Genomic DNA, 23,795 nt, shown 5'->3' with positions numbered 1-23,795 from the left:
GGCACGATCGCGGACGTCGCGACCGGTGGCGCGGCGAAGTTCCTCGGCTCGATCATCGGCATCGCCAACCAGATCCAGTCCGCGGTCGACCAGGTCCGGGCACTCGTGCACGGGTTCGCCGCCGTCGTGCAGGCCGCACGGGCGCAGGGCGACGGCGTGCGCGCGATCTGGCCGTGGTCCCACTTCGACCACCCGGGAGCGTGATGACGAACCCGTTCGCGACCGCAGACGGCGTGCAGGCGCAGCACAACATGTTCCGCGTGCTCGCCGCGGCGGACGACGGCGCCATCTCCGACTTCGCGAAGGACGTCGTCGCCGGCCGCTCGGCCCCGCGCGACCTGCTCACCCAGCAGTGGGCGGTGGAGTCCGTGGCGGACAAGGCCTTCGCCGCGATCGACGAGTTCCAACGCCTGCCCGAAACCGAACGCGCCGCGCTCGTCGGGCAAGGGGCGGCATTCCTCGACGAGTACATCGCCGGGCTCGCGAACCTGGACGTCGAGGCCGAGCCGACACCGCCGCCGTGCGGGACTGCCCGGGACGACGACGATGACGAGCCGGGACCGTCGTTGCTGAGAGACGCCTGGTAGCCCTCTGCTCGAGGGCTTGTCGGTGAGGCCGTCACGCCTCTCGCGTCGCAGGGTTCGGCTACCGGGCGCGAACCCCGACCGCGCGACACCTCGCTGATCAGCGTGGCGCTTGCGGATGCCGGCCGGGCAGCGTCCGGTCGAGCGTCGCCCGATCGGGTGCCAGGTGACCCAGTGTGGTGCGGCCGGGTGAGGTCGGCCGGGCGGCCGATCAGTCGAACCGGTGATCGCTGGGCGAAGACGTATCCGGAGCGGTGACCGCCCTCCCTGAACGGACGTGACGGAGACGCACTCAGGTGGGGAGCGCCGCAGTCGGGCGCCGGGCCGTTCGTGTGCCGGGACAGCGACATTGCGGGCGCGGTACGTGCTTGATCACGCGGTTCGGGGAGCCGGGGCGGTCCTGCTCATCCGCGGCGAACCGGGGATCGGCAAGAGCAGGCTGCTGGCCCGGATCATCGAGGAAGCCGTGCGGCTGGGGTTTCGGACCTCGTGCGGCTCGGCCGCCGAACTGGGACGGCCCGTGCCCTTCGGGGCGCTGGCCGCGGTGCCGGCGGACGCCGTGGTGCCCGTGCCGCGGCATCCGGTCGGAGGTGAGGGGGCGTACCGCGTCGTCGAGTCGTTGGTGGCGGCGGTGAGTGCGCGTGCGGCCGCGGGGCCGGTGCTGATCGCCGTCGACGACCTGCACCGGGCGGACCCGGCGACGCTGCTGGCGCTGCGCGGCTTCTGCCGCAGGCTCGCGGGTCTGCCGGTGGTCGCGACGCTGCGCCCGGCCGAGCGGGATGCCGACCGACCTCGCGCCGCTGCTGGTCCTGTGCGGGCGGCTGGACGAGGCGGAGGCGCGGTCGAGACCCACCTCAAGCACGTGTTGACCAAGCTGGGCGTGTCGGGCCGGGTCGAGCTCGCCGCGGTGGGCGTCCGAGGAGCCGACCCGGGTGAGCGCGTCCCCGCCGACACATCTCCGTGAACGCACGGATGTTCGGCGGACGCGGCGCGGGCAGCCTTTCCCTGGCCGAGAAGACGGACAGGACAGGGGAGAGGCATGGCAGAGAACATGATCGGCTCGATCACCTGCACGCCGCCGCAACCGCGGCCCGGGGAATGCGTGGAGGTCCGGGTGCTCGACCCGGACGGTCGACCGCTGGAGACCACGGGTGCGCGGGTCGCGATCCGCGGTCTGCCGGGGGACGTGAGGTACCTGCAGTTCGCCGGCGAGGGCACCCGGCGGGTGACCGTGACCGCCGAGCGGGACGGCCGGACCGAGCAGCGGACGGTGCACCTGGAGGTGGCCGGGCAACCGCTGTCGTTCGTGCCGGTGAACGGCGCGCGGCCGCACCTGCCGCTGCTCCGTGCGCGGCAGTCGTTGGAGAACCCCTACGAGGTCGAACTCGCGGTCGGGTTCGACAACGCCCCGGAACACACGGCGGGCGAGCAGCTGTCCGGGGAGCCCCGGTACGAGTGGGACTTCGGCGACGGGTCGGACCTCCTGGTGACGAGGTCGTCGGTGGTGCGCCACGACTTCTTCGCGGGCATCGACCACGTCGGCGCGGGGATCGGGCAGTTCCACGTGCGGTGCGCCGTCGCCCACTCGGGCGTCGAGGTGGCCAGGACGCTGACCGTGCACTCGGCGTACCACCTGTGCCGCCGCCGCGGTACCGCGGTGCCGCACGTCAAGGCCGACGTCTTCGCGCACAAGGTCTACACGTTGTTCGCCGCGAGCTTCACGGTGTTCAACGTCGAGGACGGCGAGCTGTGCTGGACCGGATGGCGGTCGCGCCGCTCCACGAAGACCCGGACGCCCTGGTCGTCCCTCCTCCGTTCACCCCGCTCCGGGCACCCGTCACCGTGTCGCCCGGATCCAGCGCCAAGGTGGGCGTGCACACCCCGATCGACGGGGTGGTGCCTGCCGGCGCCCCGGGCTTCACGGTCTGGTACGCCGGGCACGTCGGCGAGTTGCCGGTGCGGCTCTCAGCCACCTTCGACGTGCCTCTGGGAGAACGGGCGACCCCCGCGGTGCTGCCCGTGGTGCCCGACGACTGGGCGCGGCCCTGGCCGTGGGACCAGCTCGTGCGCCCCTACCTCGCCCGGGTCGTGCCGCGTGACGGGCTGATGGGCCACGTTCCGCTGTCCGACATCATGCTGGACGGGGTCACCGGCACGCTCGCCGTCGACCTGAAGACCGTGTCCACGGCCTTGGACCCGCCGCAGGCGCGCGCTGCGGTCGTTCGAGTGCTGGACGCGGTCTTCGGCCCGGTGCGGGAGCTGGAGCAACAGCGGGGTTCCGGCTCCCGCCCGTCGGTGCAGGCCCTGATCGGCCCGCGGAGCGTCGCCGAGGGGAGTTGGTGCGACCCGGAGAACATCACCGATGAGGAGCGGGAGCAGGCCGAGGCGGGACAGCTCGTCTGCATGCTCACCGACGACACCGAAGAGGTGAAGATCCCGGAGCGGTTCGTCAACGCGCTCAAGGGCGACCTCGTCATCTCCCCCGGCGGCACCGGTCTGATCGGCGGGATGATGCGCCAGGTCAGCCTGCCGCAGAAGTACAGCCACTCCGGGATCATGACCAGGAACTACCAGGAGGTGACCCACTCGACCGCGAGCGAGGAACGCCTGCTGAACAACGCCGGCAGCGACGGCTTCGACCCCGAGGTGCTCAAGTACCTGTGGCCCGGCGTGGTGACGCAGGGTGTCGGGGCGGCCATCCACGGGGAGGACTTCATCTCGCCCGAAGGCATGCCCTACAGCATCTCGTCCTTCGAACCGCACCAGGTCGGCGCGTCCTTCGACGGCAACTTCGAGATCGTGCCGCCCCTCGTGGTCAAGCCGGACCCCGAGGCGGAGGACGTTACGGTGCGGCAGGCGCTGCGAGACGTCGCCGAGCAGGCCCGCGCCGCAGGCGTCACCGCGCCCGAGACCGATCAGAGCAGCGGCCTGAAGCAGTCGAAGAGCCACTACCGGTTCTACTGCTACACCAACGCGGAGATCGGGTTGACCGAGATCGCACCGCCCGAGGCAGGATGGGCCGCGGGCACCTTCCCCACCGTGTGCTCCTCGTTCATCTGGCTCACCCACCGGAAGGCCAAGACCCGGCTGGAAGGCCCGGGACCACTCGTGCAGCAGGCGGACCTGGAGCCGAAGGACGTCGAGACGGGGGCCCAGGTGCGGCACGACACCGTCGACGGGCTGTACGAGTACACCGCCGCGGAGCGGCTGAAGGCCGGGCAGTGGCTCTACGACACGATCTACAACCTGGCCTACGACGACGGCGGGTGGTTCGGGGTGCTGCTCACCGACGGCGCCGACGACGTCGCCAACCAGCTGCTGAACGCCTTCGCCAACGACGGTGCCGGAGGCAAGGACTCTGAGCTCTGGCGCACCACGGGCGACGCCAACGCCGTGTCCCCCGACGACCTCCTCTGGTGGGACGGGCCGGACACGGGCGGGCTCTACGGCCACGTCGAACCGGTGCAGTACCGGGCGGCGCGCACGGAGGTGCGCCGGATCAGCCGCTGGCAGAAGGTGCTGAGCAGGGGGACCGTGCGCGGCAGGGTGCTGCTCGACGGGAAAGCGGTGGCCGGGGCGCACGTCGAGCTGCCCGGTGGCGCGGCGGTCGCGGACAAGACCGACGCCGACGGCGCGTTCGAGTTCGCCGACGTGCCGTTCGGGGAGTACGCGCTCACGGCGTGGCGGGTCGTCAAGGGCGTCCACCACTCGGCGGAGGTCGAGGTCGTCCACGAGGCGGAGGACACCGAGCTCGGTGACCTGGTGCTCGACCCGCCGCCCGAGCAGTTCCGGATGGCCCAGGTCCACCTCGACTTCTGGGGCAGCGACCACGAGTCCGCCGGTGACAACGAGACCTACTCCGACGGACCCAGGTACCACGAGCTGGACGTGAGCCCGGACAAGCCGGTGAACAAGCTCGACGAGGAGTACAAGTGGGGCGGCGAGATGCGCGTCGAGTACGAGGTCGTCGTGCAGCTGGCGGACGACAAGGCGATCTCGGTCGCCGTGCACGGCAAGCTGTACGAGGACACCACGGAGAGCGGGGACGACCTCGACCACACGGGCAGCCACTCGATCGTCGTGCCCGAGGGGGAAGTCAGGACCTTCGTGCACAAGATGCACAACAGTGACGAGGACGTGGTGCAGGACCGGGGCGAGCTGACCGTGAAGGTGGTGAACGCCCAGAACCACGCGTGATCGGCCGTCGGCCGGCGACGTCGCCGAGCGTGGTAACAGACCGCGGTGAGGGGCGGTCGCGGTCGCGACTGCCCCTCACCGCTCAATGGGTGGCGGCAGACCCGAGCCGGCTCGCCGGATTCGAACGGGACCGATGGAGGTGTCAGGCGAGTGCGGTGAACGCCATGACGTACTGCCAACTGGCACCGGGGTCGTGGCCGCCACCCGCCGGGCAGACGCCGGCCGTGGGGTTGCCCGCGAAGTACAGGCCGCCGCACTTCGAGCACGATCGCCAGCCCGCCTGCTTGCTGACGTTGACGCCGTCGTTGACGAACACCGTGTAGTCGGAGCTGCCCGCCCAGTTGTGCCCACCACCCAGCGGGCACCGGCCCGCCCAGCCGCCGAAGAAGAGACCCTGGCACCGGTTGCACCACCGCCAGTTCGACTGGACGTTGATCGGTCGCGGTTCCACGTAGTTGGTCATGAAGTAGTTGGCGCTGCCACCCGAGTTGTGCCCGCCACCGGCCGGGCAGGCACCGGTCGTGTTGTTGCCGCCGAAGAAGAGGCCCTGGCAGCGATTGCACCACCGCCAGTTCCGCTGCGGCCCCACGGGGTTCCAGCCGGGGTTCGTCGTGGAGTAGTCGGGGCCGCCCTCGCTGTCGATGTTCTCCTTGAACCTGTGGTGCCACGGCCGGCCGCTGCCGGAGAACATCAGCGCGAACCGGCTCACGGGGATCGTTCCGGTGAAGGCGGGGTCGCCGACGTCGTCACCCCTGGGGTGGAAGATCGAGATATCGGCCATGTCCCAGTTGTCCGGCGACCAGACGTGGTTGGGCGTCCAGTGCAGGTGCACGCTCTGGACGTTCTCCGCCAGCACCGGCTTGGCACCGGCCCGCGCGAAGGACAACCACTTGTCGTGCACCGTCCACGGTGCCCAGCCCTCGTCCCCGCCGTTGAGCTGCCCGGTGATCGTGGTGCGCCCGGCAAAGCTGCTGATCACCACCGACGCGGTGATCGCGCTGGCGGGTTCGAGTCCCTCCGGGCCGCGCAGGTCGTCCCCGCCGGTGCCGAGGCGGAAGGCGAGGCCGTTGACGGGCACACCCCTCATGGCGGTCTGCCACGACGCGGAACCGAAGTCACCGCCGAGCGCGGTGCCGGTCCTGGCCAGGGCGAGCGTGCCGCCCGCGACGGCTGCGCCCTTGAGCAGGTGGCGACGGGACAGGGCCATGGGGCTCCTCCTGATCACTTGTGCCAGACGGTGTAGGTGATGGCGAGCGGCTGGTCGCCGGTGGGGATGGCGGTGACCTGGACGGCCACCACGTTGTCCTCGGCGGTGCGGGCGCACACCCACGCCCCGGGGCTCATCGGACCGATCGCGACCTGGTCGTAACCGCGCCGGGCCAGCTCGTCGGCGCACGCGGCGGCATCGGGTTGGCCGGTGATCGGCGCGATGGGCTGCTCACCGCCGCCGGCGGTCCACAGCTCCCGGTAGCCGCCGACGTACCAGAGGTCGCTCGCCCCTGGCTTGACCTCGCCGATCACGCCGGTCTCCACGTCGAGGTAGTCCTGGTCGCGCAGGGACGCGGTCCCGGTGCGCACGACCTCGCCGGACCCGGCGGTGGTGACCGGTGCAGTCGACGCCGAACCGGGAGTGGCGGCGCCCGTCGACGTGGACGCGGTCGTGGTCGGGTGCGCCTTCGTGGTCGCGGCGGTGGTGGACGGCGGCGTGGTGGTGCCCCCACCCGTCCAGTAGGCCTGGACCGCGGCGCCGGCCATGCCCGCCCCGATCGCGATCACCAGCGCCATCGCCGCCGCGCCCCGGCCGACCGGGCGTCCGGCGAGCTGGACCAGCCCCAGGAACCCGGCCAGCACGGACAGCAACCCGGCCACGAGCACACCGGAGGCGGAACCGGTCGTGACGAGCTGGGCCACCGCCGCGACGTCGGCCACCGAGCCGAGTCCGGCCAGCGCGGTCGCCCGCCGCGTCACGGCGCGCGACGAGGGCTCGGGCGGCGCGGCCTGCTCTGCCTGGGGTGTGCGGGACATCGCGGCTTCCTTCTGCCCGGCGGGGACGAGCCCGAATCGTGGCAGCGCGGAGGTGGTGCCGGCGTCCCGGAAAACCGTGATGTCCGGGGCCGGGTCAGTTCCCCGGCATCCGGTCCAGGTAGGTCAGCACGGCCAGCACGCGCCGGTTGTCGGCGGCGCCGTCGGGAAGGTCGAGCTTGTGCAGCACGCGCTGGACGTGCGTGCAGACCGTGTTGAGGGAGACGAACAGGCGCTCGGCGATCCCGCGGTCCGTCAGCCCCTGCGCCATCAGCGCCAAGACCTCCCGTTCCCGCTTGGTGAGCGCGCCGAACCGGTCGCCGAGCACGTCCTCGATCACGGCCGCGTCGATCACCACCTCGCCCGCCGCGAGCCGGGCCAGCGTCGAGTCGAGCTCGGAGGCGTCGAGGACGTGTTCCTTGAGCACGTAGCCGCAGCGCCGTGAGCCGGTGAGGTCGAGCAGCGCGGTGGCGTAGCCGGGCTCGGCGTACTGCGACAGCAGGAGTAGCGGCAGGTCCGGTTGTCGGCGGCGCAGGGCACCGGCCAGCCGCAGTCCCTCGTCGGTGAACGTGGGCGGCATCTTGATGTCGAGGATGACGAGGTCGGGCGACGTGGCCTGGACCAGCGCCGGCACGTCGTCGGCCTGCCCGGCGATGCCGACCACGGTGTGCCCGTGGGCGGTCAGCACCCGGGCCAGACCCTCCCGGATCAGCCAGGCGTCGTCCACGATGACTAGTCGCACGTCAGCTCCACGATCAGCCGGGTTCCGGTCGGGGCGGCGTCCGCGATGGACAGCGTGCCGTCGAAAGCCGCCACCCGGTCGGCGAGGCCGCGCAGCCCGCTGCCCGCCCGGGTGTCCGCGCCGTTGCCGTCGGCCACCTCGCGCCCCGCGCCGCCGATGCCGTCGTCCACCACTTCGACCCGCAACACGTCGGCCCGCAGGGAGAGCCGGACGCGCGCCCGGGTCGCGTGCGCGTGCTTGACGACGTTGTTCAACGCCTCGCTGACCACGAAGTAGGCTGCCGTCTCCACCGGCTGCGGCACCCGGTGGGGCAGTGCGTCGTCCACCGCGACCGGGAGCGGCTGGCGTCGCGCCAACGCGCGCACGGCGGCGGACAGACCCTGCTCGGTCAACACCGCCGGGTGAATGCCGCGGGCCAGCTCGCGCAGCTCGGAGATGGCGTCGGCCAGCTCGCGGTGCGCCTCCTCCAACGCCTCGGTGACGGCCCGGTCGGTGGGGTCGAGCTGCTGCTGGAGCAGCCGCAACGCGATGCCCACGGCCAGGATCCGTTGCTGTGCCCCGTCGTGCAGGTCCCGTTCGAGCCGTCTGCGCTCGGCGGCGGCGGCTTCCACGATGCGCCGCCGGGACGCCCGGGCCTCGGCGAGCTGCTGCCGCACGACGGCGTGCAGGCGGGCGTTGTCCAGGGCGAGGCGGGTCGCGACGGACGCGGCCCGCACCAGCTTCGGCTCGTCGTTCAGCGCCGGGTCGTGCAGGAGCAGCCCGATCGGCGGGTCGCCCCCGATGGGCAGCACGGCCCGGTCGTTGTCGATGGGCACGTGCTCGCCGTGCTCGTCGACGTACCGGCCGTCCTGCGAGAACACCAGCCGCAGCGTCGGGTCGCGCAGGGCCTCGCGCAGCGCGGGCTGCAACCGCCCGATGGGCGTGTGCTCGACCGCGCGCAGGAAGTCCGCGACCGAGCCGTACCGCAGCCGCTCGCGCAGCAGGCCGAGCAGGAACGCGCCGGGCATGGTCAGCACGGCGAGGTAGGGCAACGCGTCCGACAACGGGTTGGCTGCGGGCACCGAGCCGACCACGACCAGCACCATGGTCAGCGCGAACAACGTGATCACGATGAAACCGCAGGTCAGCGGGTACGCCAGAGTCTTGCGCCTGCCAGGGCTGGCCTGCCGGACCTTGAGACCGAGCAGCACCGGGTAGACCACCGCGAACGCCAGCCAGCCCGCGTTGATCGCGGTGGACGACCCGCCGCCCGCGAAACCGGCCACCGGGTCCGTCCCGGTCCACGGCTGCCCGGTGATCGTCCGGATGGTCGTGACCGCGGCCGCGGCGCCGACGACGGCGGCGTAGGCGTAGAGGGCGGCGACGAACGCGCGGGGCAGCGGTCGGCGCAACCGGCCCTCGGGGTAGGACAGGAGCAGGTGCGCGAACACGACGACCTGGAACGGTTGCGCGGCCCGTGCGACGACGAGGTCGACCGCGGCCCACGTCCGCGTCGTCGAGAGGGCGAAGCCGGCCGGCGCGTCGACCAGCAGGATGAGGCCGAGCAGCTGCATCAGCAGCCCGACCCGCCGGTCGGGGCGGATCACCACCGCGAGCACGCCCACTCCGACCCACACCAGCGGCGAGCCGATCTCCCACACGTACCACAGGGCGGGCTGGCGCCCGGCGGTCGCCGCGAGCACGACGTCGACCACCGCGACGAGACCCGACAGCGCGGACGACGCCCACGACAGGGCGAACGGTCCGACCATCAGCCCTCCGCGAGGAGTTCGGTGAGCCGTTCGACGGTCAACTCGTCCTTGCCGATGAAGCCGCGCACCAGCGCCAATCCGGTGAACTCGCCGAAGTCCTCCCGCTGCCGGCTGGACACGAGCACCACCGCCGGCCGTGCCGGGTCCACTTCCAGCCGGCGCGCGACCTCGAACCCGTCGAGGTCCGGCAGCAGCACGTCGAGCAGGACCAGCTCGGGCGCGGTCGCCGCCGCGAGCAGGAGGGCTTCGTGCCCCGTCCCGGCCTCGGCCACCACGTCAAACCCGCCGGCCCGCAACAGCCGCGCCAGCAGCCGGCGGTACGGGACCTGGTCGTCGACCAGCAGGACGCGCACCATGTCCACACCATCCGGCACCGCCGCGGCGGGCGCGAGGGCTCGGACCGAAGATCACGGATCTCCACGAGTCGGGCACCGGGGCAGGATGCCGGCACGCGCTTCCCGACGCCGGGGGTCCGGGCACGATCACCCCAATGGCGGCTCAGCCGGCGCGGGGCACGACGTCGGAGCCGGCGGCTGGTTTCACCGCGAAGTCTATTGTGGATGGTCGGGAGGTGCGGCACCGACGAGTGCCGTGTGGGGACGGGAAGCTGGCGGCACCTCGGCCGAGGACGAGGTCGGTGGGATGACCACCCTCCTCCAACGGGTCGCCGCACGGGTCGGTCCCGCTTCCGGTCGGTGATCGCCGCCCGGCGGATCGGCCGTGCGGACCCGCGCCGGCCGGTCGTGCTGCGCGTACGCCGCGATCCCGGCACGAACGGCCCGCCGCCCACCAGCAGGGACCGTTCCACCGGGGCGGTAATGCCCACGGCACGGTGAAAATCCGAGCCTCGGGTTCCCGCTCCCGGGTGTTCCTGGTTCCATGGAATCCACGTCGTCTTCTCCGGAGGTGTCGTGCGTCGGTCGGTGGCCCAGGTGGCGGTCGCGGGACTGCTGGTGTCCGCGGTCGTCGCGGTGGCACCGCTCGCGGCCCGCTCCGCGTCGGCGGGCCTGGCGCCGACGCCTCCGATGGGCTGGAACTCGTGGAACCGGTTCGGCTGCGACATCGGGGATCGGATGATCCGTGAGACCGCGGACGTGATGGTGGCGTCGGGGATGCGGGACGCCGGCTACACCTACCTGAACCTGGACGACTGCTGGATGGCGCGTGAGCGGGACGAGCGGGGGCTGTTGGTTCCGGACCCGGCGAAGTTCCCCGACGGCCTCAAGCCGGTGGCGGACTACGTGCACGAGCGCGGGTTGAAGTTCGGCGTCTACGCCGACGCGGGGTCGAAGACGTGCGCGGGCTACCCCGGCAGCCTCGGGCACGAGCAGGTCGACGCGCGCAGCTTCGCCGAGTGGGGGGTCGACTACCTCAAGTACGACAACTGCAACAACGACGGCAGCCCGGCGGCCGAGCGGTACGGGAAGATGGGGCGCGCGCTGCGCGAGTCGGGCAGGCCGATCGTGCTCGGCATCTGCGAGTGGGGGCACGAGCGCCCGTGGGAGGGCTGGGGCCGCCAGGCGGGCGGTCACCTGTGGCGCACGACCCGCGACATCGCCGACACCTGGGCGAGCTGGACGGCGTTGCTGGACCTGCAGGTCGGGCTGGAGGAGCACTCGGGGCCCAACGGCTGGAACGACCCGGACATGCTCGAGGTCGGCAACGGCGGCATGACCGGGCACGAGTACCGGGCGCACTTCACCATGTGGGCGCTGCTGAACGCGCCGTTGATCGCGGGCAACGACCTGAGGGTGATGGACCCGGCGACCAGGGAGATCTTGCTCAACCGCGACCTCATCGCGGTGAACCAGGACTGGGGCGGGCGGCAGGGGCACCGGCTGCGCGACGACGGCGAGCAGGAGGTGTGGGCGAAGCCGATGTCGGACGGGTCGGCCGCGGTGGTGCTGTTCAACCGGGCGTCGGCCGAGCGCGAGATGGGCACCACCGCCGCCGCGATCGGCCTGCCGTCCGCGGCGGAGTACCGGGTGTTCGACCTGTGGACCAAGGCGGAGACGTCGACGAGCGACGAGCTGCGCGCCCGCGTGCCCGCCCACTCGGTGGTGGCCTACCGGATCTGGTTGGCGTGAACGCGGTCGGCCTGGTGATCGCCGACCAGGCCGTGCCGCGTGAGTTCCCAGTGGTGGCGCTTGTCGGGGCGCAGGAGCTGGACCAGCGCCTTGTACGCGGCGACGCTCATCAGCGCCCAGTACAGGGGGACGGTGAGCATGGTCGGCACGGCGCGGTGCAGGCCGCGTTCCATGCACCCGGCCATGAACTGGTACAGCACGGCGAGGTTGCCGCCCAGCATGGCGGCCGTGCCCGCGTAGAGCACCGCCGGTGGGAACAGCGGCTCGATCCGCTCCGGTCCCGCCACCAGGTACAGGCACGTCAGCGACCAGAACAGCGGGTTGACCAGCGTGGTGACGGTGGTGAAGCCGAACGTCAGCTGGAAGCCGACGAACCCCCGCGGCCCCAGCTCCCGCAGCAGCCGCCACGGGTTGCGCATGTGCACCAGCCAGGTCTGGCAGTAGCCCTTGATCCAGCGGCTGCGCTGGCGGATCCAGTTGCCCAGCTCGCTGTTGGCCTCCTCGTAGGTGACCGAGTCGAAGATCCGCACGTCCCAGCCGCGGCGCGCGATCCGCACGCCCAGGTCGACGTCCTCGGTGACGTTGTGCGGGTCCCAGCCGCCGAGCGCACGCAGGGCGTCGACCCGGAAGTGGTTGGACGTCCCGCCGAGCGGGATCGGCAGCCCGAAGCGGTCCAGCCCGCGCAGCGCCAAGGCGAAGGTCAACGCGTACTCGGCGGCGAAGTTGCGGGTCAGCCAGTTCGTCCAGGGGTTCCAGTAGGCCAGCTCGGCCTGCACGCACACGACCCGGTCGGGTTGCGCCTCGAACGCGGCCGCCGCTTTGCGCAGCTGGTCGGCCTCGGGTCGGTCCTCCGCGTCGTAGATCACGCACAGCTCGCCGGTGGCGCGGGCCAGGCCCGCGTTGCACGCGTTGGGCTTGGTGCGCGGACCGCCCTCGGGCACGAGCACCACCTCGAACTCCGGCGGCAGCTCCAGGCGGTCCAGCGCCGGGCGGGTGATGTCGTCGTCCTGTTCGACCAGCAGCAGCACCTGCAGCCGGTGAGCGGGGTAGTCGAGCCGGTGGATGGTGTCGACCAGGCCCGCCAGCACCACCTCCTCCCGGTGCAGGGGGAGGAGCACGGTGTAGGGCGGCAGGTGCTGCGCGGCGGTCAGGTCCTCGGCGCGCACCCGGATGATCCGCGCGCCGGGACCGGCGGCCACCAGCAGGCACCGGAAGCAGATCACCACCACGTAGACGACCGTCGTCGCGGTCACGAACGCCTGCGCCCACCACAGCGGTCGGGGTGCGGTCGTGGTGAAGGTCCCGGCCAGGAGCGCGCACGCCAGGACGGCGGATGTCACCGCGAGCGCGATCGCCTGCCCGCGGCCGAGGAGCCGGAAGGCGCTGTACCGCTCAGGAAGGACGGGACGGCCCGCCCGGTGTCGTGGAGACCTGGTCGTCATGCGTGCTGTGGCTCCCTTCTCCGACCGGTCGCCGAGGGCGGAAGACGACCTTGCGGTACAGGACGTAGTTCCACACCAGCCCGACCGCCAGGCCCGCCAGCTTGGGTCCCGTGACCGCGGTCAGGGATCCCGGACCGGCGAACAGGTGCCCGGTCCCGGTGATCACCAGCGGTTGGACGACCCACAGCCCGGACGTCGTGCACAGGACGAACAGCGCGAGCTGGGCGCGCAGGTCGCCGGACCGGGCGCGGAAGGTGAACGACCGGTTGAGCGCGAAGCTCACCACCATGCCCGTCGAGGTGGAGATCAGATTCGCCGCGAGCAGGGGTACGCCCGCCAGCGCGAGCCAGGTGTAGCCGAGGAGGTCCACGAGGGTGTTCACGACACCGACCACGCCGAAGCGCAGGCGGGTGGCGGTGCTCGGCTTCACCGGTTCAGGACCCGGTCGTCCGACTGCGCGCCCCGGTCCGGCGTGGTCTGCGCCGGTGCGCGTCGACCGGCGGCCGTGCGCACCGATGAGACGGTGTAGAGCGGTCGCCCTTGGGCTTCGGCGTAGGTCCGGCCGATGTAGCTGCCCAGCACACCCTGCATGGTGATCTGCACACCGCTGAGGAAGAACATCGCGATGGCGGTGAACGCCCACCCGGGCACCGCGGTCTCGGGCGCCAGGACCTTCACCCCGACCGTGTAGAGGATGCCGAGGAAGCTCAGCAGGGAGATGCCGTACCCGAGCCGGCTGATCAGCTTGAGCGGGGCGACGGAGAAGCCGAGGAGGCCGTCGGCGGCCAGTCGGAGCATCTTGCCCAGGGGGTAGCCGGTGGTGCCCGCGTGCCGCTCGTCGCGGTCGAACAGCACCCCGGTCTGGCGGAAGCCGATGTAGCTGACCAGGCCGCGCAGGAACCGGTCGCGCTCGCGGAACCGGCGCAGCTCGTCGACCACCTTGCGGTCCAGGAGCCGGAAGTCGCCGGTGTCGCGCGGGATGTCGACTGAGGCGATCTTGCGCAGCACCCAGTAGAACGCGCTCGCGGTGACCTTCTTGAACGTCGAGTCGCGGCGGGAGCGGCGTTGCGCGTACACCACCTCGTAGCCCTGCCGCCACTTCTCGATCAGGTCCAAGCTCACCCGCGGCGGGTCCTGCAAGTCACTGTCCATGATGATCACGGCGTCGGCGTCCGCGAGGTCCAAGCCCGCGGTGACCGCGGTCTGGTGGCCGAAGTTGCGCGCCAGCTCGATCACGGTGACGCGGTCGTCCCCGTCGGCCAGCGCCTGCAGGCGGCTCGCGGAGTCGTCCTTGCTGCCGTCGTCGACGTAGATGAACGTGAAGTCGTAGCGGTCGGCGAGCGGCTGCGTCACCCGGCACACCGTCAGGTGCAGCAGCTCGATGTTCTCCGCCTCGTTGTAGACCGGGAAGACGTAGGCGATGGTCTGCCGCCCCGCTCGGGGATCGCTCATGGGGTGTGCCGCCCCGGTACTCCGGCCTCGACGCGCCGGTAGAAGATGTGGTGGTCATCGGCATAGGCCGGCTTGTACTCGTCGTGCATCAGCGGGCTGTCGTGCAGGCGTCGCCACACCTCGTCCTCACCGCCGGGCGTGCGACGCAGGTGGATCCAGCGGATCCCCTGCCCCACGGGGTCGTGGAGCGCGGCCTCCCACTGGCGGAAGCTGCCCTCGTAGACCACCTGGTCCGCGGGCACCCGGGACTTGAAGCTGACGGTTTCGTTGCTCCACGACTGCATCAGCACCCGACCGCCGTCGTAGTGCTCGCGCAGCCAAGCCGCGGCTTGGGCGTTGACGCGTTCGGCGGCGCTCGTGCGGAAGGCGCCGGCCTCGTTCAGCGTCGCCGTTCCGGTCAGTGCGAGGTGAGCGCAGCCCACCAGCGCCGCGACCGCGGGCAGGGATCGGAGCAGCGCCCGGTCCGCCAGCACGACGAGGTAGCCGGTGAACACCGCGGCGGGCAGCACCATGACGAGCGCGAACCGGACGTTGTAGAGGTCGCCGCCGATCTCGGGCACGTGCAGCGGCCGTTGTCCGGAGTGGAGCGCGCCGACGAAGAACGGCAGGAACACCAGCAGCGGCAACGGCGCCAGTGCTTCGTCGCGCAACCTGGTCCGCCAGGCGAAGCAGACCAGTCCGGCCCCGGACAGCACCAGCACCACCGGGCCGAGGTCGTACCGCATGGCGTGCAGGTAGGTCCACAGCGACGCGGCCCAGTCACCGACCGCCGCCTCGTCCGCGTGGACCCACAGCGCGGGCTTGGCGAACTCGCCGCGCACGAAGTTCAGCGGGTCGCCGAAGATCGCGGCGTTCCACACCGCCCAGCCGACCGCGCCGCTGACCGCCAGGCAGCAGAAGAACACCAGGTCGGCCCGCACGAGTGCCGACCGGTCCGGCTTCGTCCTCGACCGCCGCCGGGAACACACCCCGACGACCACCGCCACGGCCGCCAGGAAAGCCCACCCCTCGTAACGCACCAGCGTCGCGCCGAGGACGGCGACGGCGGTCGCGAGCAGGTGGCGGTAGCCGTCGTCCCGGCACCAGCGCAGCAGGTGCCAGGTCGCGGCGGCCAGGCACGCCAGCAGCAGCGCTTCCGTCATCGGCGTGCTCTGCAGGTACAGGACGTTGGGGTTGGCGCAGAACACCAGCGCCGTCGTCATCCCGCCGCCGCGCCGCCCGGTGAGCGCGAGGCCGATGCGGTACAGCCAGCCCGCCGCGGCGACGTAGGCGCACATCGACACCGCGCTCGGCAGCACGCCCGCGTGGTACCAGGACTCGTCCACGACGAGCGGCAGTGCCAGCAGGTGCGACAGCGGCAACCAGACCCCGCCGAGCTGGGCGGCGCCCGGCGTGGACCCGTCGAGCACCCGGCGGGTGATCAGCAAGTGCGACACCGCGTCCGGATACGCCAGCGTCATCCCCTTCGAGGCCACCACGGCGCACGCGCCCACCGACAGCACCACCGCGGCCAGCACCACCGCGCGCAGCACCGGGTCGCGGGGCGTGCCGGCCACGCGGCGGACCGGACCCGGGCGGAGCAAGCCCTTCCGGACGTCGGGCAGGCCCGTGAGCGGGCCACCGTGGTCGCCGTCCGGCACGTGCCGGACGGGGACGGTCAGGATCCTCGCGTCACGCCGGCGCAGCTCGGCGAGCAGTTCCACCCGCGCCGACCGCGCGGTCAGGTCCAGGTCGGTCAGCGTGCGCCGGTCGATGAGGTGACAAGCCGAACCCGGGCGGCGACGGCGAGGCAGGACCAGGCACACTACCGCCCGCAGCCACGACATCCCGCGCCGCGGCAGGTCGACGCGGTCGCGCCGGTACCCGACGACGAGGTCGGCCCGTTCCTCGCGCGCCACCGCCAGCAGGGTGGGCAGGTGCGCGGCGGCGAAGCGGCCGTCGGTCAGGAAGATCCGCCGGTGATCGGTTTCCGCGAGGGCCGCCGCCAAGGCCGTGCGCGGCAACGCCTCCCCGCCCCGCCGCGGCTCGTGGCGGACCGCCTTGACGCGGTCCGGGTAGCGGTCGGCCAACCCGTCCGCGACGTCCCCGGTGGTGACGGTGCTGTCGTCGGCCAGCACGAGGAGCACGCAGTGCCTCTCACCCACGCGGTCCAACGTGGACACCAGGTCGTCCACCGCCGCGGCCAGGTCGCCCTCGTTCCGCTGAACGGACATGACCACGGTGACGCCCTCGGCGGCGCGCGGCTCGGACGGACCCAGGTGGGGCATGGACCTCGTCACTCCTCGTGGAGAAGACCGATTCGTCGCGGGCGCGGCGGACGCGACCGGCGTCGCGACTGCCAGCCGGCCGTCTTCCCCGACAGAGCATGGGTCCGGTGATCCCGGCCCGCAAGCGGAACGACTCCCTCGTCGGACTGTTGCACCTGTGCAGGTGACAGGCCAAGTGCGCGACCCCGTCGGGCGCGCGATGGCGCGGGTCGCGTGGTCGTACGGACGTCAGGGCCGCGAGGCCGAGGACCGGCGCGGGCAGCGCGAAGTGGAAGCCGGGCACCGGGTCAGGACGTGACGGCCACGCCTTCGGGCCGCTTGCCGACGGCGAACGGGTCGGCGGGCTCGCCGCTCTTGGCGTCGATGACCGACACGGTGCCGGAGCCGGTGTTGGCGACGTCGGCCCGGCCACCGGGGCGAGACATCGAGGGGCGGGTTCCCGACCTTGGTGGTCCTGATCGGTTGTTGCCGGCGGTGTCGATCACGGAGACGGTGTTGGACGACTCGTCGGTGACGTAGACGCGGTGCCCGGCCGTGGGCGGGTTCCCGGCCCGATGAGGCGGAAACGGGCCCCTGCGCGGTTCACCCGGTCGCGCTTCACCCGTTTCTGCGGGCGGTCCGGTACGACGTTTCCCCGTGAAAGGGAATCGTCCACCCGGAAACGGTACTCGCACATCGAGAACGCGAGTTGTGGCACCGACGGAGTGCTCGTACCGTCGGACGCGGGGAAGCGCCGACAAGCTCGTGGTGACCACCCCGAACACACCCGCCGCGCGAAGAGAGCCACCATGCTCACACCTGCGGAGTTGCGAATACCGGAGCACAGCGCCGGCGGCACGGAAGACGGCGACGTGGAGCTGCTGCGGCGGTTCGCCGAGTCGGTCCGGAAGCGGCAGGAAACGATGCTCGGGTTCCCGGTGAACCTCGATTTCGACTACGGCGTTCTGGCCGATTTCCTGTCGCTGCACCTCAACAACGCCGGCAGTCCCGGCCAGAGCAGCGAGTACGGGTTGGATTCCAAGCCGTTCGAGGACGCCGTCGTCGCCTTCTTCGCCGATCTCGCGGCCGGCGTACCGGGGGAGGTCTCGGGGCACGTGGCGCACGGTGGCACGGAGGCCAACCTGTTCGCCGCCTACGTCGGCCGGGAGCGGTACCCGGACGCGGTGCTGTACGCCTCGGCGGAAGCGCACTACTCCGTCCCCAAGATCGCCCGGATGCTGCGCCTGCCGCACGTGCCGGTCGACACCGGTGCGGACGGCGCCCTGGGCCTGGACGCCCTGGCCCGCGAACTGGGGCAGCGGTCGGACCGGGCCGCCCTCGTGATCGCCACGATCGGCAGCACCGGCCGCGGTTGGCTGGGTGAGATCGAGGGGGTCGACCTCACGCTCCAGTGCCTGCGCGACAAGCGTGCCGACGCGCTGCGGCTCACCCGGATCACCCGCCAGGTCGACCTCGGCATGCCCGTCGTCGGCACAGTCCAATAACCGAGCCAGACCGATCGTCCCCGGCTGGCCAAGTCCTGCCGGGGACGATCCGCCTGAGAGCTGGCGAAGCGCCCTCAGCGGCATGCGCGGACGCGTTGCCCTTGCGAAAACCATTGGTGACCGACTTGCCCCGCTGATGTACTGATGACCACCGTGAGTCTGCCGCGTGACGGAGGTAGTAGTTGTGAGTGGCTATAACGCGCTTGCCGAGGTGTACGAGTGGCTCATCTCAGATGCAAAGCTGGCTCCGGCCGAGTTCGCTTCGTCGTTCGATGACGTCCTCAGTCTCCTGCCGTCGAACGCGCACGTCCTCGATTGTTCGTGCGGAACCGGACAGTTGGCGGTTGGCCTCGCCGGTCTTGGCATGCACGTTGTCGCAACTGACGCCAGCGAAGCGATGGTTCGTCGGACTGCGGAGTTGTCTGAGGAGTTCAGGGCATCTGTCCGGACAGTGCGGGCGGACTGGCATGAGTTGCCCGACCATTTCGATGACGACACCTTCGACATGGTGTTCTGCGTTGGCAACTCGCTGCACCATGCCGAGGGCGCGCGAGGCAGAGTTGCTGCTCTGGAGTCGATGTCACGGCTTCTGCGCCATGGCGGGCGCTTGGTACTCACCTCCCGCACTTGGGAACTCGTGAGGGCCAGAGGTTCCCGACTGGACATCAGTGACCGACTCGTCCGCCGGAACGGTCGCGATGCCGTCGTGGTCTACCGCTGGGACATTGCGCCGAACTGGGAGGACGAGCACCACATCGAGATTGCGATCGCGCAAGTGGATACGGCTGGGTCGGTTATTGCCCGCTCGGAACTGCTGTCGAGCTGGCCGTACCGATACGAAGAACTCGAAGTCGAGTTGCACCGGGTCGGACTCCAGACGGAAATGAGCACGTTTAACCTTGAGGCCGAGAACTACATGGTGGTGGCGAGCAAGGTATAGACAACGGGCTCTCAGTCCGTAGCCGGACCGCGCGGTTGCAACCAGGAGGCTTGCGTCCTCTTATCGGCTACTTCAGGACGTTGTGCTGTCCTCTGACGGCACGGACGTACCGCGGGTACGAAGGCGAGACGCGGGCTCCTTGAGCAACTGAACCGATCAACCCGGTGTGTCCTCTTGCTTGGTGCAGAGAAGTTTTCACAACGTCAACGGCCGGTTGGTGGACAGGTTTGAAAAGTGGCATCGCCGATATCAGGGCGCCCGACCGGCATTGATCCGACGGTCCTGCGCCGTCGCCCGGCCGAGCGCCGCGTCAGGACTCGGCGATCCGCGAACCTCCGTGCGGCGCAAGGGTTTCCGTGGACCGTTGCGCTGTCCGGCCGTCACCGTCGGGGGCGCGCCGGGGTTACTGTTGATCGATCCAGTACCACTTCAGGACATACTCGCAACGGAGCGATCATGCCCGACTTACGCGCGTCGCTGGCCGTGTTGGCGCTCGCGACAGCCCTGCCACTGGCCACCACTCCCGCGGCGGTCGCGTCCGCCACGCACGTCATCGCCGAACTGGCGGGCGTCGCGGGCCTGCCCGGCAACCCCAGTTACTACCCCACCGGTGTCAACGACCTCGGCCAGGTCGTCGGCAGTGCGCAGGGCAACGCGCCGACGCGCGCGATCCTGTGGTCGCCGCGCGGCGGTGCGACGGATCTCGGCCCCGGTCTGGCCGGCGCGATCAACCAGGCCGGCCAGGTGCTCGGGTTGACCTCCGACGGCGTGCCGGACACGCAGAAGCCGTGGGTCTGGTTCGGCGGTCAGCGGCAGGCCATCTCGCCGCCCGGAGCCGCGTGGGCGCTGGCGCAGGTGATCAACGACGACGGCAGCGTGCCGATGTCGTACGCCACGTCGGCCCGGGGCGAGCAACACGCCACCGTGTGGGACGGGGAGCGGCACCTGGAGCTGCCGGTGGCCGGTGATCACGTGTCGGCGTACGCGATCAACAACGCCGGTGTCGTCGCGACGAGCTACGCCTACGCCTCCTTCCAGGAGTTCGCCGCGCTCCGCTGCACCGACGGCGTGTGCACCGAGCTGGCACCCGGTCCGGGCTACGGCACGTACGGCCCGGAGGCGATCAACGAGGCCGGTGTGATCGTCGCCAACCGGGGCATGGTGGCGCTGCGCTGGGACGGCGAGGAGCTGACCGTCCTGTCGGAGAGCGGCCGGCTCGCCCACGGCGAGCAGTCCCTCAACGAGCGCGGCGACGCGGTCGGCTGGGTGCTGGACAACGGAATGTCCCGCGCGGTGCTGTGGCCGGCCGGCGGCAAGCAGGTCGACCTCGGCGTGCCCGCGCCGTCCGTGGCGACCGCGATCAACGAGCGCGGCGACATCCTCGGGCACACCTCGTCGCCGGACCACTCGTCGACCCGCGCGTTCATCTGGCGCGACGGGCAGGTCACCTACCTCGACTCGCTGGGCGGCGCCTACAGCACGCCGGTCGCGATCAACAACCACGGCGTCGTGGTCGGTCGCAGCACCACCGCCGACGGCACCTGGAAGGGCGTCCGCTGGACCCCGGCCACCGCGACCCTGTCGCACTGACGCCCGCCGGTCGCCCCGGCGCTCGCGGCCCGGGGCGACCGGCCAGGCCATCCGCACGTTGCGGTAGAGGCCGGTAGCGCCTGCGCGGACCCGATCAGGTGCACGGCGAACAGGACCGTGCCGAGCCGGCGGACGTGGGACGAAAAGTGATCAGGTCGTGCGTGCCGTACGGCCTGATCACCGCGTGGACCAGGTAGTCGCACCGGTGCTCGGCGCCGCCTCGGCCTCGTGGGCGACCTCGTCGAGCAGCGCGACTGGTCCCAGGTCGTTGTCCAGGGTGTTCTCAGCCCACCTGGTCGGCCGCGACGTCGATGCCCCCAGTACGTTGTCGCGGGTGGTGGAGAGGATTGCGAGTCCGTTGGCAACGAGCAGTGATCTCGAGAAGGCGGCCGGTGTGCTGCGAGCGGGGGGTCTGGTGGCCCTCCCGACCGAGACCGTCTACGGCCTGGGCGCCAATGCCGAGGATCCCGCCGCGGTCGCGCGCGTCTTCCAGGTCAAGGGGCGTCCGCCCGACCACCCGCTGATCGTGCACCTCGGCGATGCGGACCAGTTGGGTGACTGGGTCGAGGACGTCCCCGCGACGGCGCGTCTGCTGGCCGAGCGCTTCTGGCCGGGGCCGCTGACGTTGGTCCTGCGGCGCGGCCGCCGGGTGCCGCTCGAAGCGACCGGTGGCCTGGAGACGGTGGCCGTGCGGGTGCCCGCACACCCCGTCGCGCTCGCGCTGCTGCGGGCCTTCGGGGGTGGTGTGGCGGCTCCGTCGGCCAACCGCTTCGGTTCGGTGAGCCCCACGACGGCGGACCACGTTCGCGCGGAGCTCGGTGATGCCGTGGACTTCGTGCTCGACGGTGGCCCGTGCGAGGTCGGCGTCGAGTCGACCATCGTCGACGCCACGGGCGACGTCCCGAGCGTCCTCCGGCCTGGCGGGGTGACGCGCGAGGACCTCGAAGCGGTGCTGGGGTGCTCGCTCGCGGTCCATCCGACGAGCCGCGTCCGGGTGCCGGGGCAGCACCCGTCGCACTACGCGCCGCGGGCGCGGGTCGTCCTCGTCGAGCCCGAGAAGATCGTCGCCGAAGCGGAGCTCGCGCAGGAACTGGGGCACAGGGTGGGCGTACTTCTTCCTCCCGCGTTCGCCGGCGCCCCGGTGACGGCGCACGCCGTGGTGGCGGTCCCCGGTTCGACGTCCGACTACGCGCGAGGGCTGTACGGGTTCCTGCGCGAGCTCGATCAGCAGGGGTGTGATCTCATCGTCGCGTCCTTGCCGGTGGAGGAGGGGCTGGGCTTGGCGATCGCCAACCGGCTTCGCCGCGCTGCCGGGCCCCGGCCCCTCGAGTGACCTGCACCGGTGTCGTTCAGCGCTCCTGCCGGGGTGCTCAGTTCGTGGGGACGGGGACGTCGAGGCCGCGGGCCGCGACGAGTCGGGTGTTGCCGTCGGCCAGGCGGTAGCACAGGCCGACCACGGCGGCCTGACCGGAGTCCACCCGCTCGGCGAGCAGCCGGGAGCGGTCGAGCAGCAGGTCCACGGTGCGGCTGACGTGCTCGGCGAGGATCTCGTCGGCCTGCACGCGTCCGGCGGCCCGCGCCGCGATGACGCTGGGGGTGACGCGCTCGACCACGTCGCGGATGTACCCGTCCGGGACCGCGCCCTCGTCGAGCGCGGCGCACGCGGCAGCGACCGCGCCGCACGCGTCGTGCCCGAGGACCACCACCAGCGGGCTGCCCAGCACGCCGACCCCGTACTCGACGCTGCCCAGCACCTCCGCGCCGACCACGTGGCCCGCGGTGCGCACCACGAACAGGTCGCCCAGGCCGCGGTCGAAGACGATCTCGGCGGCCAGCCGGGAGTCGGAACACCCGAACAGCACGGCGAACGGGCGCTGAGCGGGTGCGACCTCGGCGCGACGGGCCGCGTCCTGATTCGGGTGCTCCGGCGTGCCGGCGACGAAGCGCTGGTTACCGGACAGCAGCAGCTCGAAGGCTTCCTGCGGAGTCGAGTACTTGATCTCGGCCATGGCCTGAAGCCTAGGTCAAACCCGTGCCTGGGGCGCTGCCCTGCCGGGTGACGACGCCGGGGTACGTGGACGGCGAAGTGCCGCCCAGCTCCGTCCGTGCGCACCGCCGCCCTCCGGGTCGGCGTTGCACGTCTACGGGATGTCCTGGAACGACAACGGGGTGGTCGTGGGCGTGACGGTGACCTCCCCCCGCCTCAGCCGCAGGGCCAACGGTGCGTTCACGGGTAGTTCGCGGCGCAGCGGGTCGGAGAGGTAGTCCATCGTGGCGATGCGGTGGGCGTAGTCGAGGAACCGGTGGCAACCCACGGCGCGCACGTCACCGGGACGCGGTGCGGCCAGCACGTCGGCCAGGGTGAAACCACCGGCGCCGGCGCTTTGGATGACCTCGGCGCTGGACAGGTGCCGCATGACGACCCGCTCCGGGAACGACCGCGACGCGAAGTGCCGGTACAGCACGTACTCCGAAGCCCCGGTCCACCGGGACCGGTCACGGGCGACCAGGAACGTGCGCCAGAACGGCACACCGTGCGCCCGTTCGACCAGCCGCACCAACTCGGCCGCCACCCGGCGCTCCAGCACCAGGTGGTGGTGCATCCCGCTGAAGCGGTCGACCGCGCACCACCCGGGCACCACCCGCGAGGCCGCGCGCAGGGCCGAGTGCCGGACCGCGCCGGACGAGCCTTGACCGGGGCCCCAGCGCAGCGGGTAACCCCAGGGCATCAGCGCCCGACCGAACGGGTCGACGAACGTCACGTCCGCGACGAACGCCAGGTCCGCGTCGGTGACCAGCACGTGGTCGGCGGTGACGCCGGGCAGCGCGAAGCAGCCGAGCTTGAGCAGCTGCTGGAAGTACCACGTCGCGTTGCCGTGCGGTGAGCCCGTGGCGCGCAACACCGCCTCGACCTCCGCCAGGCTCGGCTCGACCAGCGATTCGTCGAGCCACCGCACGCGCTGGTCGACGAACTGCGGTGGCGACGCCGACACGACGTGCACCGCGCGGATCGGGTTGCGGCAGTGCCGCAGCAACGACCGCAACGCCAACGCCGCGTCGGAAGCGTCCTTGGGTGCGACGGGCATCACGACGTCCAACTCCGGCAGCGCTGCGTTCACCGCTGAGCTCATCCCGCCATCATCGCGGTGCCGGCCGCTCCCCGCCGTCGGCGGCACGCGCGCCCGTGCGAACGCGCGGTCCCGACCCCAGCCCACCCCGTGGCATTCACGTCGCCGC

The 23,795-nt window shown here is 71.6% G+C and carries 22 protein-coding genes and 1 pseudogene; 10 read left to right on the top strand and 13 right to left on the bottom strand.

Annotated features, from left to right (window positions below; all coding sequences use genetic code 11):
• From ACZ7GX_RS22260 to ACZ7GX_RS22245, 4 genes are all read left to right on the top strand, one after another.
• Positions 1-204: hypothetical protein (locus ACZ7GX_RS22260; RefSeq protein WP_498779139.1), on the top strand; the 204-nt coding region annotated here is incomplete at its 5' end.
• Entirely contained in the window at positions 204-587 is a 384-nt protein-coding gene (locus ACZ7GX_RS22255; protein WP_498779138.1) for a hypothetical protein, read from the top strand. The genes ACZ7GX_RS22260 and ACZ7GX_RS22255, both read left to right, overlap by 1 nt.
• Positions 588-948: 361 nt before the next feature.
• Complete coding sequence (locus ACZ7GX_RS22250) at positions 949-1,548, top strand: AAA family ATPase (protein WP_498779137.1); 600 nt, start codon at positions 949-951, stop codon at positions 1,546-1,548.
• 1,016 nt (positions 1,549-2,564) lie between these two features.
• Entirely contained in the window at positions 2,565-4,781 is a 2,217-nt protein-coding gene (locus ACZ7GX_RS22245; RefSeq protein ID WP_498779136.1) for a carboxypeptidase-like regulatory domain-containing protein, read from the top strand.
• Between the two features lie 142 nt (positions 4,782-4,923).
• On the opposite strand, the gene ACZ7GX_RS22240 is transcribed toward ACZ7GX_RS22245, so the two are convergent.
• The 5 genes from ACZ7GX_RS22240 to ACZ7GX_RS22220 all read right to left on the bottom strand — a co-directional run bounded on the left by ACZ7GX_RS22240 (position 4,924) and on the right by ACZ7GX_RS22220 (position 9,652).
• Positions 4,924-5,988: a twin-arginine translocation signal domain-containing protein gene (locus ACZ7GX_RS22240; protein WP_498779135.1), complete on the bottom strand. Its 1,065-nt coding sequence runs from the start codon at positions 5,986-5,988 to the stop codon at positions 4,924-4,926.
• Between the two features lie 14 nt (positions 5,989-6,002).
• Complete coding sequence (locus ACZ7GX_RS22235; RefSeq protein ID WP_498779133.1) at positions 6,003-6,806, bottom strand: hypothetical protein; 804 nt, start codon at positions 6,804-6,806, stop codon at positions 6,003-6,005.
• Between the two features lie 94 nt (positions 6,807-6,900).
• A complete protein-coding gene (locus ACZ7GX_RS22230) occupies positions 6,901-7,545 on the bottom strand; it encodes a response regulator (RefSeq protein WP_498779131.1) in 645 nt (214 codons plus the stop codon).
• A complete protein-coding gene (locus ACZ7GX_RS22225) occupies positions 7,536-9,296 on the bottom strand; it encodes a sensor histidine kinase (protein WP_498779129.1) in 1,761 nt (586 codons plus the stop codon). Before ACZ7GX_RS22225 ends, ACZ7GX_RS22230 begins: the two co-directional genes overlap by 10 nt.
• Complete coding sequence (locus ACZ7GX_RS22220; protein WP_498779127.1) at positions 9,296-9,652, bottom strand: response regulator; 357 nt, start codon at positions 9,650-9,652, stop codon at positions 9,296-9,298. The genes ACZ7GX_RS22225 and ACZ7GX_RS22220 overlap by 1 nt, the downstream gene beginning before the upstream one ends.
• Positions 9,653-10,207: 555 nt before the next feature.
• Between ACZ7GX_RS22220 and ACZ7GX_RS22215 the strand changes: the two genes are divergently transcribed.
• Positions 10,208-11,383: a glycoside hydrolase family 27 protein gene (locus ACZ7GX_RS22215; protein ID WP_498779126.1), complete on the top strand. Its 1,176-nt coding sequence runs from the start codon at positions 10,208-10,210 to the stop codon at positions 11,381-11,383.
• Here ACZ7GX_RS22215 and ACZ7GX_RS22210 read toward each other — a convergent pair.
• Genes ACZ7GX_RS22210 through ACZ7GX_RS22195 form a run of 4 tightly spaced genes read right to left on the bottom strand, consistent with a single transcriptional unit; the run spans position 11,362 to position 16,544 of the window.
• Positions 11,362-12,825: a glycosyltransferase family 2 protein gene (locus ACZ7GX_RS22210; protein WP_498779123.1), complete on the bottom strand. Its 1,464-nt coding sequence runs from the start codon at positions 12,823-12,825 to the stop codon at positions 11,362-11,364. The two genes, ACZ7GX_RS22215 and ACZ7GX_RS22210, sit on opposite strands and share 22 nt — an antisense overlap.
• Positions 12,776-13,255 (bottom strand): GtrA family protein, encoded by a 480-nt coding sequence (locus ACZ7GX_RS22205; RefSeq protein WP_498779121.1) that lies wholly within the window; start codon positions 13,253-13,255, stop codon positions 12,776-12,778. The genes ACZ7GX_RS22210 and ACZ7GX_RS22205 overlap by 50 nt, the downstream gene beginning before the upstream one ends.
• Positions 13,252-14,277, bottom strand: coding sequence for a glycosyltransferase family 2 protein (locus tag ACZ7GX_RS22200; protein WP_498779119.1), 1,026 nt, complete (start codon positions 14,275-14,277; stop codon positions 13,252-13,254). The genes ACZ7GX_RS22205 and ACZ7GX_RS22200 overlap by 4 nt, the downstream gene beginning before the upstream one ends.
• Positions 14,274-16,544 carry a glycosyltransferase family 2 protein gene (locus ACZ7GX_RS22195; RefSeq protein WP_498779118.1) on the bottom strand — a complete coding sequence of 757 codons (2,271 nt, stop codon included), beginning with the start codon at positions 16,542-16,544 and terminating at the stop codon, positions 14,274-14,276. Before ACZ7GX_RS22195 ends, ACZ7GX_RS22200 begins: the two co-directional genes overlap by 4 nt.
• A 175-nt stretch (positions 16,545-16,719) precedes the next feature.
• Here ACZ7GX_RS22195 and ACZ7GX_RS22190 point away from each other — a divergent pair, with 175 nt between their 5' ends.
• Entirely contained in the window at positions 16,720-16,842 is a 123-nt protein-coding gene (locus ACZ7GX_RS22190) for a hypothetical protein (RefSeq protein WP_498779116.1), read from the top strand.
• Here ACZ7GX_RS22190 and ACZ7GX_RS22185 read toward each other — a convergent pair.
• Together ACZ7GX_RS22185 and ACZ7GX_RS22180 are read right to left on the bottom strand one after the other, a co-directional pair.
• On the bottom strand, positions 16,832-16,969 hold the full coding sequence (locus ACZ7GX_RS22185; RefSeq protein ID WP_498779143.1) for a hypothetical protein: 138 nt from the start codon (positions 16,967-16,969) through the stop codon (positions 16,832-16,834). The two genes, ACZ7GX_RS22190 and ACZ7GX_RS22185, sit on opposite strands and share 11 nt — an antisense overlap.
• Before the next feature lie 42 nt (positions 16,970-17,011).
• Positions 17,012-17,218, bottom strand: a pseudogene (locus ACZ7GX_RS22180) (hypothetical protein); the annotation flags it as partial.
• 114 nt (positions 17,219-17,332) lie between these two features.
• Here ACZ7GX_RS22180 and ACZ7GX_RS22175 point away from each other — a divergent pair.
• The 4 genes from ACZ7GX_RS22175 to ACZ7GX_RS22160 all read left to right on the top strand — a co-directional run bounded on the left by ACZ7GX_RS22175 (position 17,333) and on the right by ACZ7GX_RS22160 (position 21,891).
• Positions 17,333-18,028 carry a PLP-dependent aminotransferase family protein gene (locus tag ACZ7GX_RS22175; RefSeq protein ID WP_498779114.1) on the top strand — a complete coding sequence of 232 codons (696 nt, stop codon included), beginning with the start codon at positions 17,333-17,335 and terminating at the stop codon, positions 18,026-18,028.
• A gap of 184 nt (positions 18,029-18,212) precedes the next feature.
• Positions 18,213-18,968, top strand: coding sequence for a class I SAM-dependent methyltransferase (locus tag ACZ7GX_RS22170; protein WP_498779112.1), 756 nt, complete (start codon positions 18,213-18,215; stop codon positions 18,966-18,968).
• Positions 18,969-19,424: 456 nt separating this feature from the next.
• A complete protein-coding gene (locus ACZ7GX_RS22165; RefSeq protein ID WP_498779110.1) occupies positions 19,425-20,558 on the top strand; it encodes a hypothetical protein in 1,134 nt (377 codons plus the stop codon).
• 277 nt (positions 20,559-20,835) lie between these two features.
• Positions 20,836-21,891, top strand: a complete 1,056-nt coding sequence (locus tag ACZ7GX_RS22160; RefSeq protein ID WP_498779108.1) for an L-threonylcarbamoyladenylate synthase — start codon at positions 20,836-20,838, stop codon at positions 21,889-21,891.
• A 37-nt stretch (positions 21,892-21,928) separates the two neighbouring features.
• Here ACZ7GX_RS22160 and ACZ7GX_RS22155 read toward each other — a convergent pair whose 3' ends face one another.
• Together ACZ7GX_RS22155 and ACZ7GX_RS22150 are read right to left on the bottom strand one after the other, a co-directional pair.
• Entirely contained in the window at positions 21,929-22,567 is a 639-nt protein-coding gene (locus ACZ7GX_RS22155) for a carbonic anhydrase (protein ID WP_498779107.1), read from the bottom strand.
• Between the two features lie 132 nt (positions 22,568-22,699).
• Positions 22,700-23,689, bottom strand: coding sequence for a hypothetical protein (locus ACZ7GX_RS22150; protein WP_498779106.1), 990 nt, complete (start codon positions 23,687-23,689; stop codon positions 22,700-22,702).
• Positions 23,690-23,795: the final 106 nt, after the last annotated feature.

This window comes from Actinosynnema sp. NPDC037264, assembly GCF_055603705.1.
Note: the sequence above shows the minus strand (reverse complement) of the source record. Positions and strands in the feature narration are given on the sequence as shown.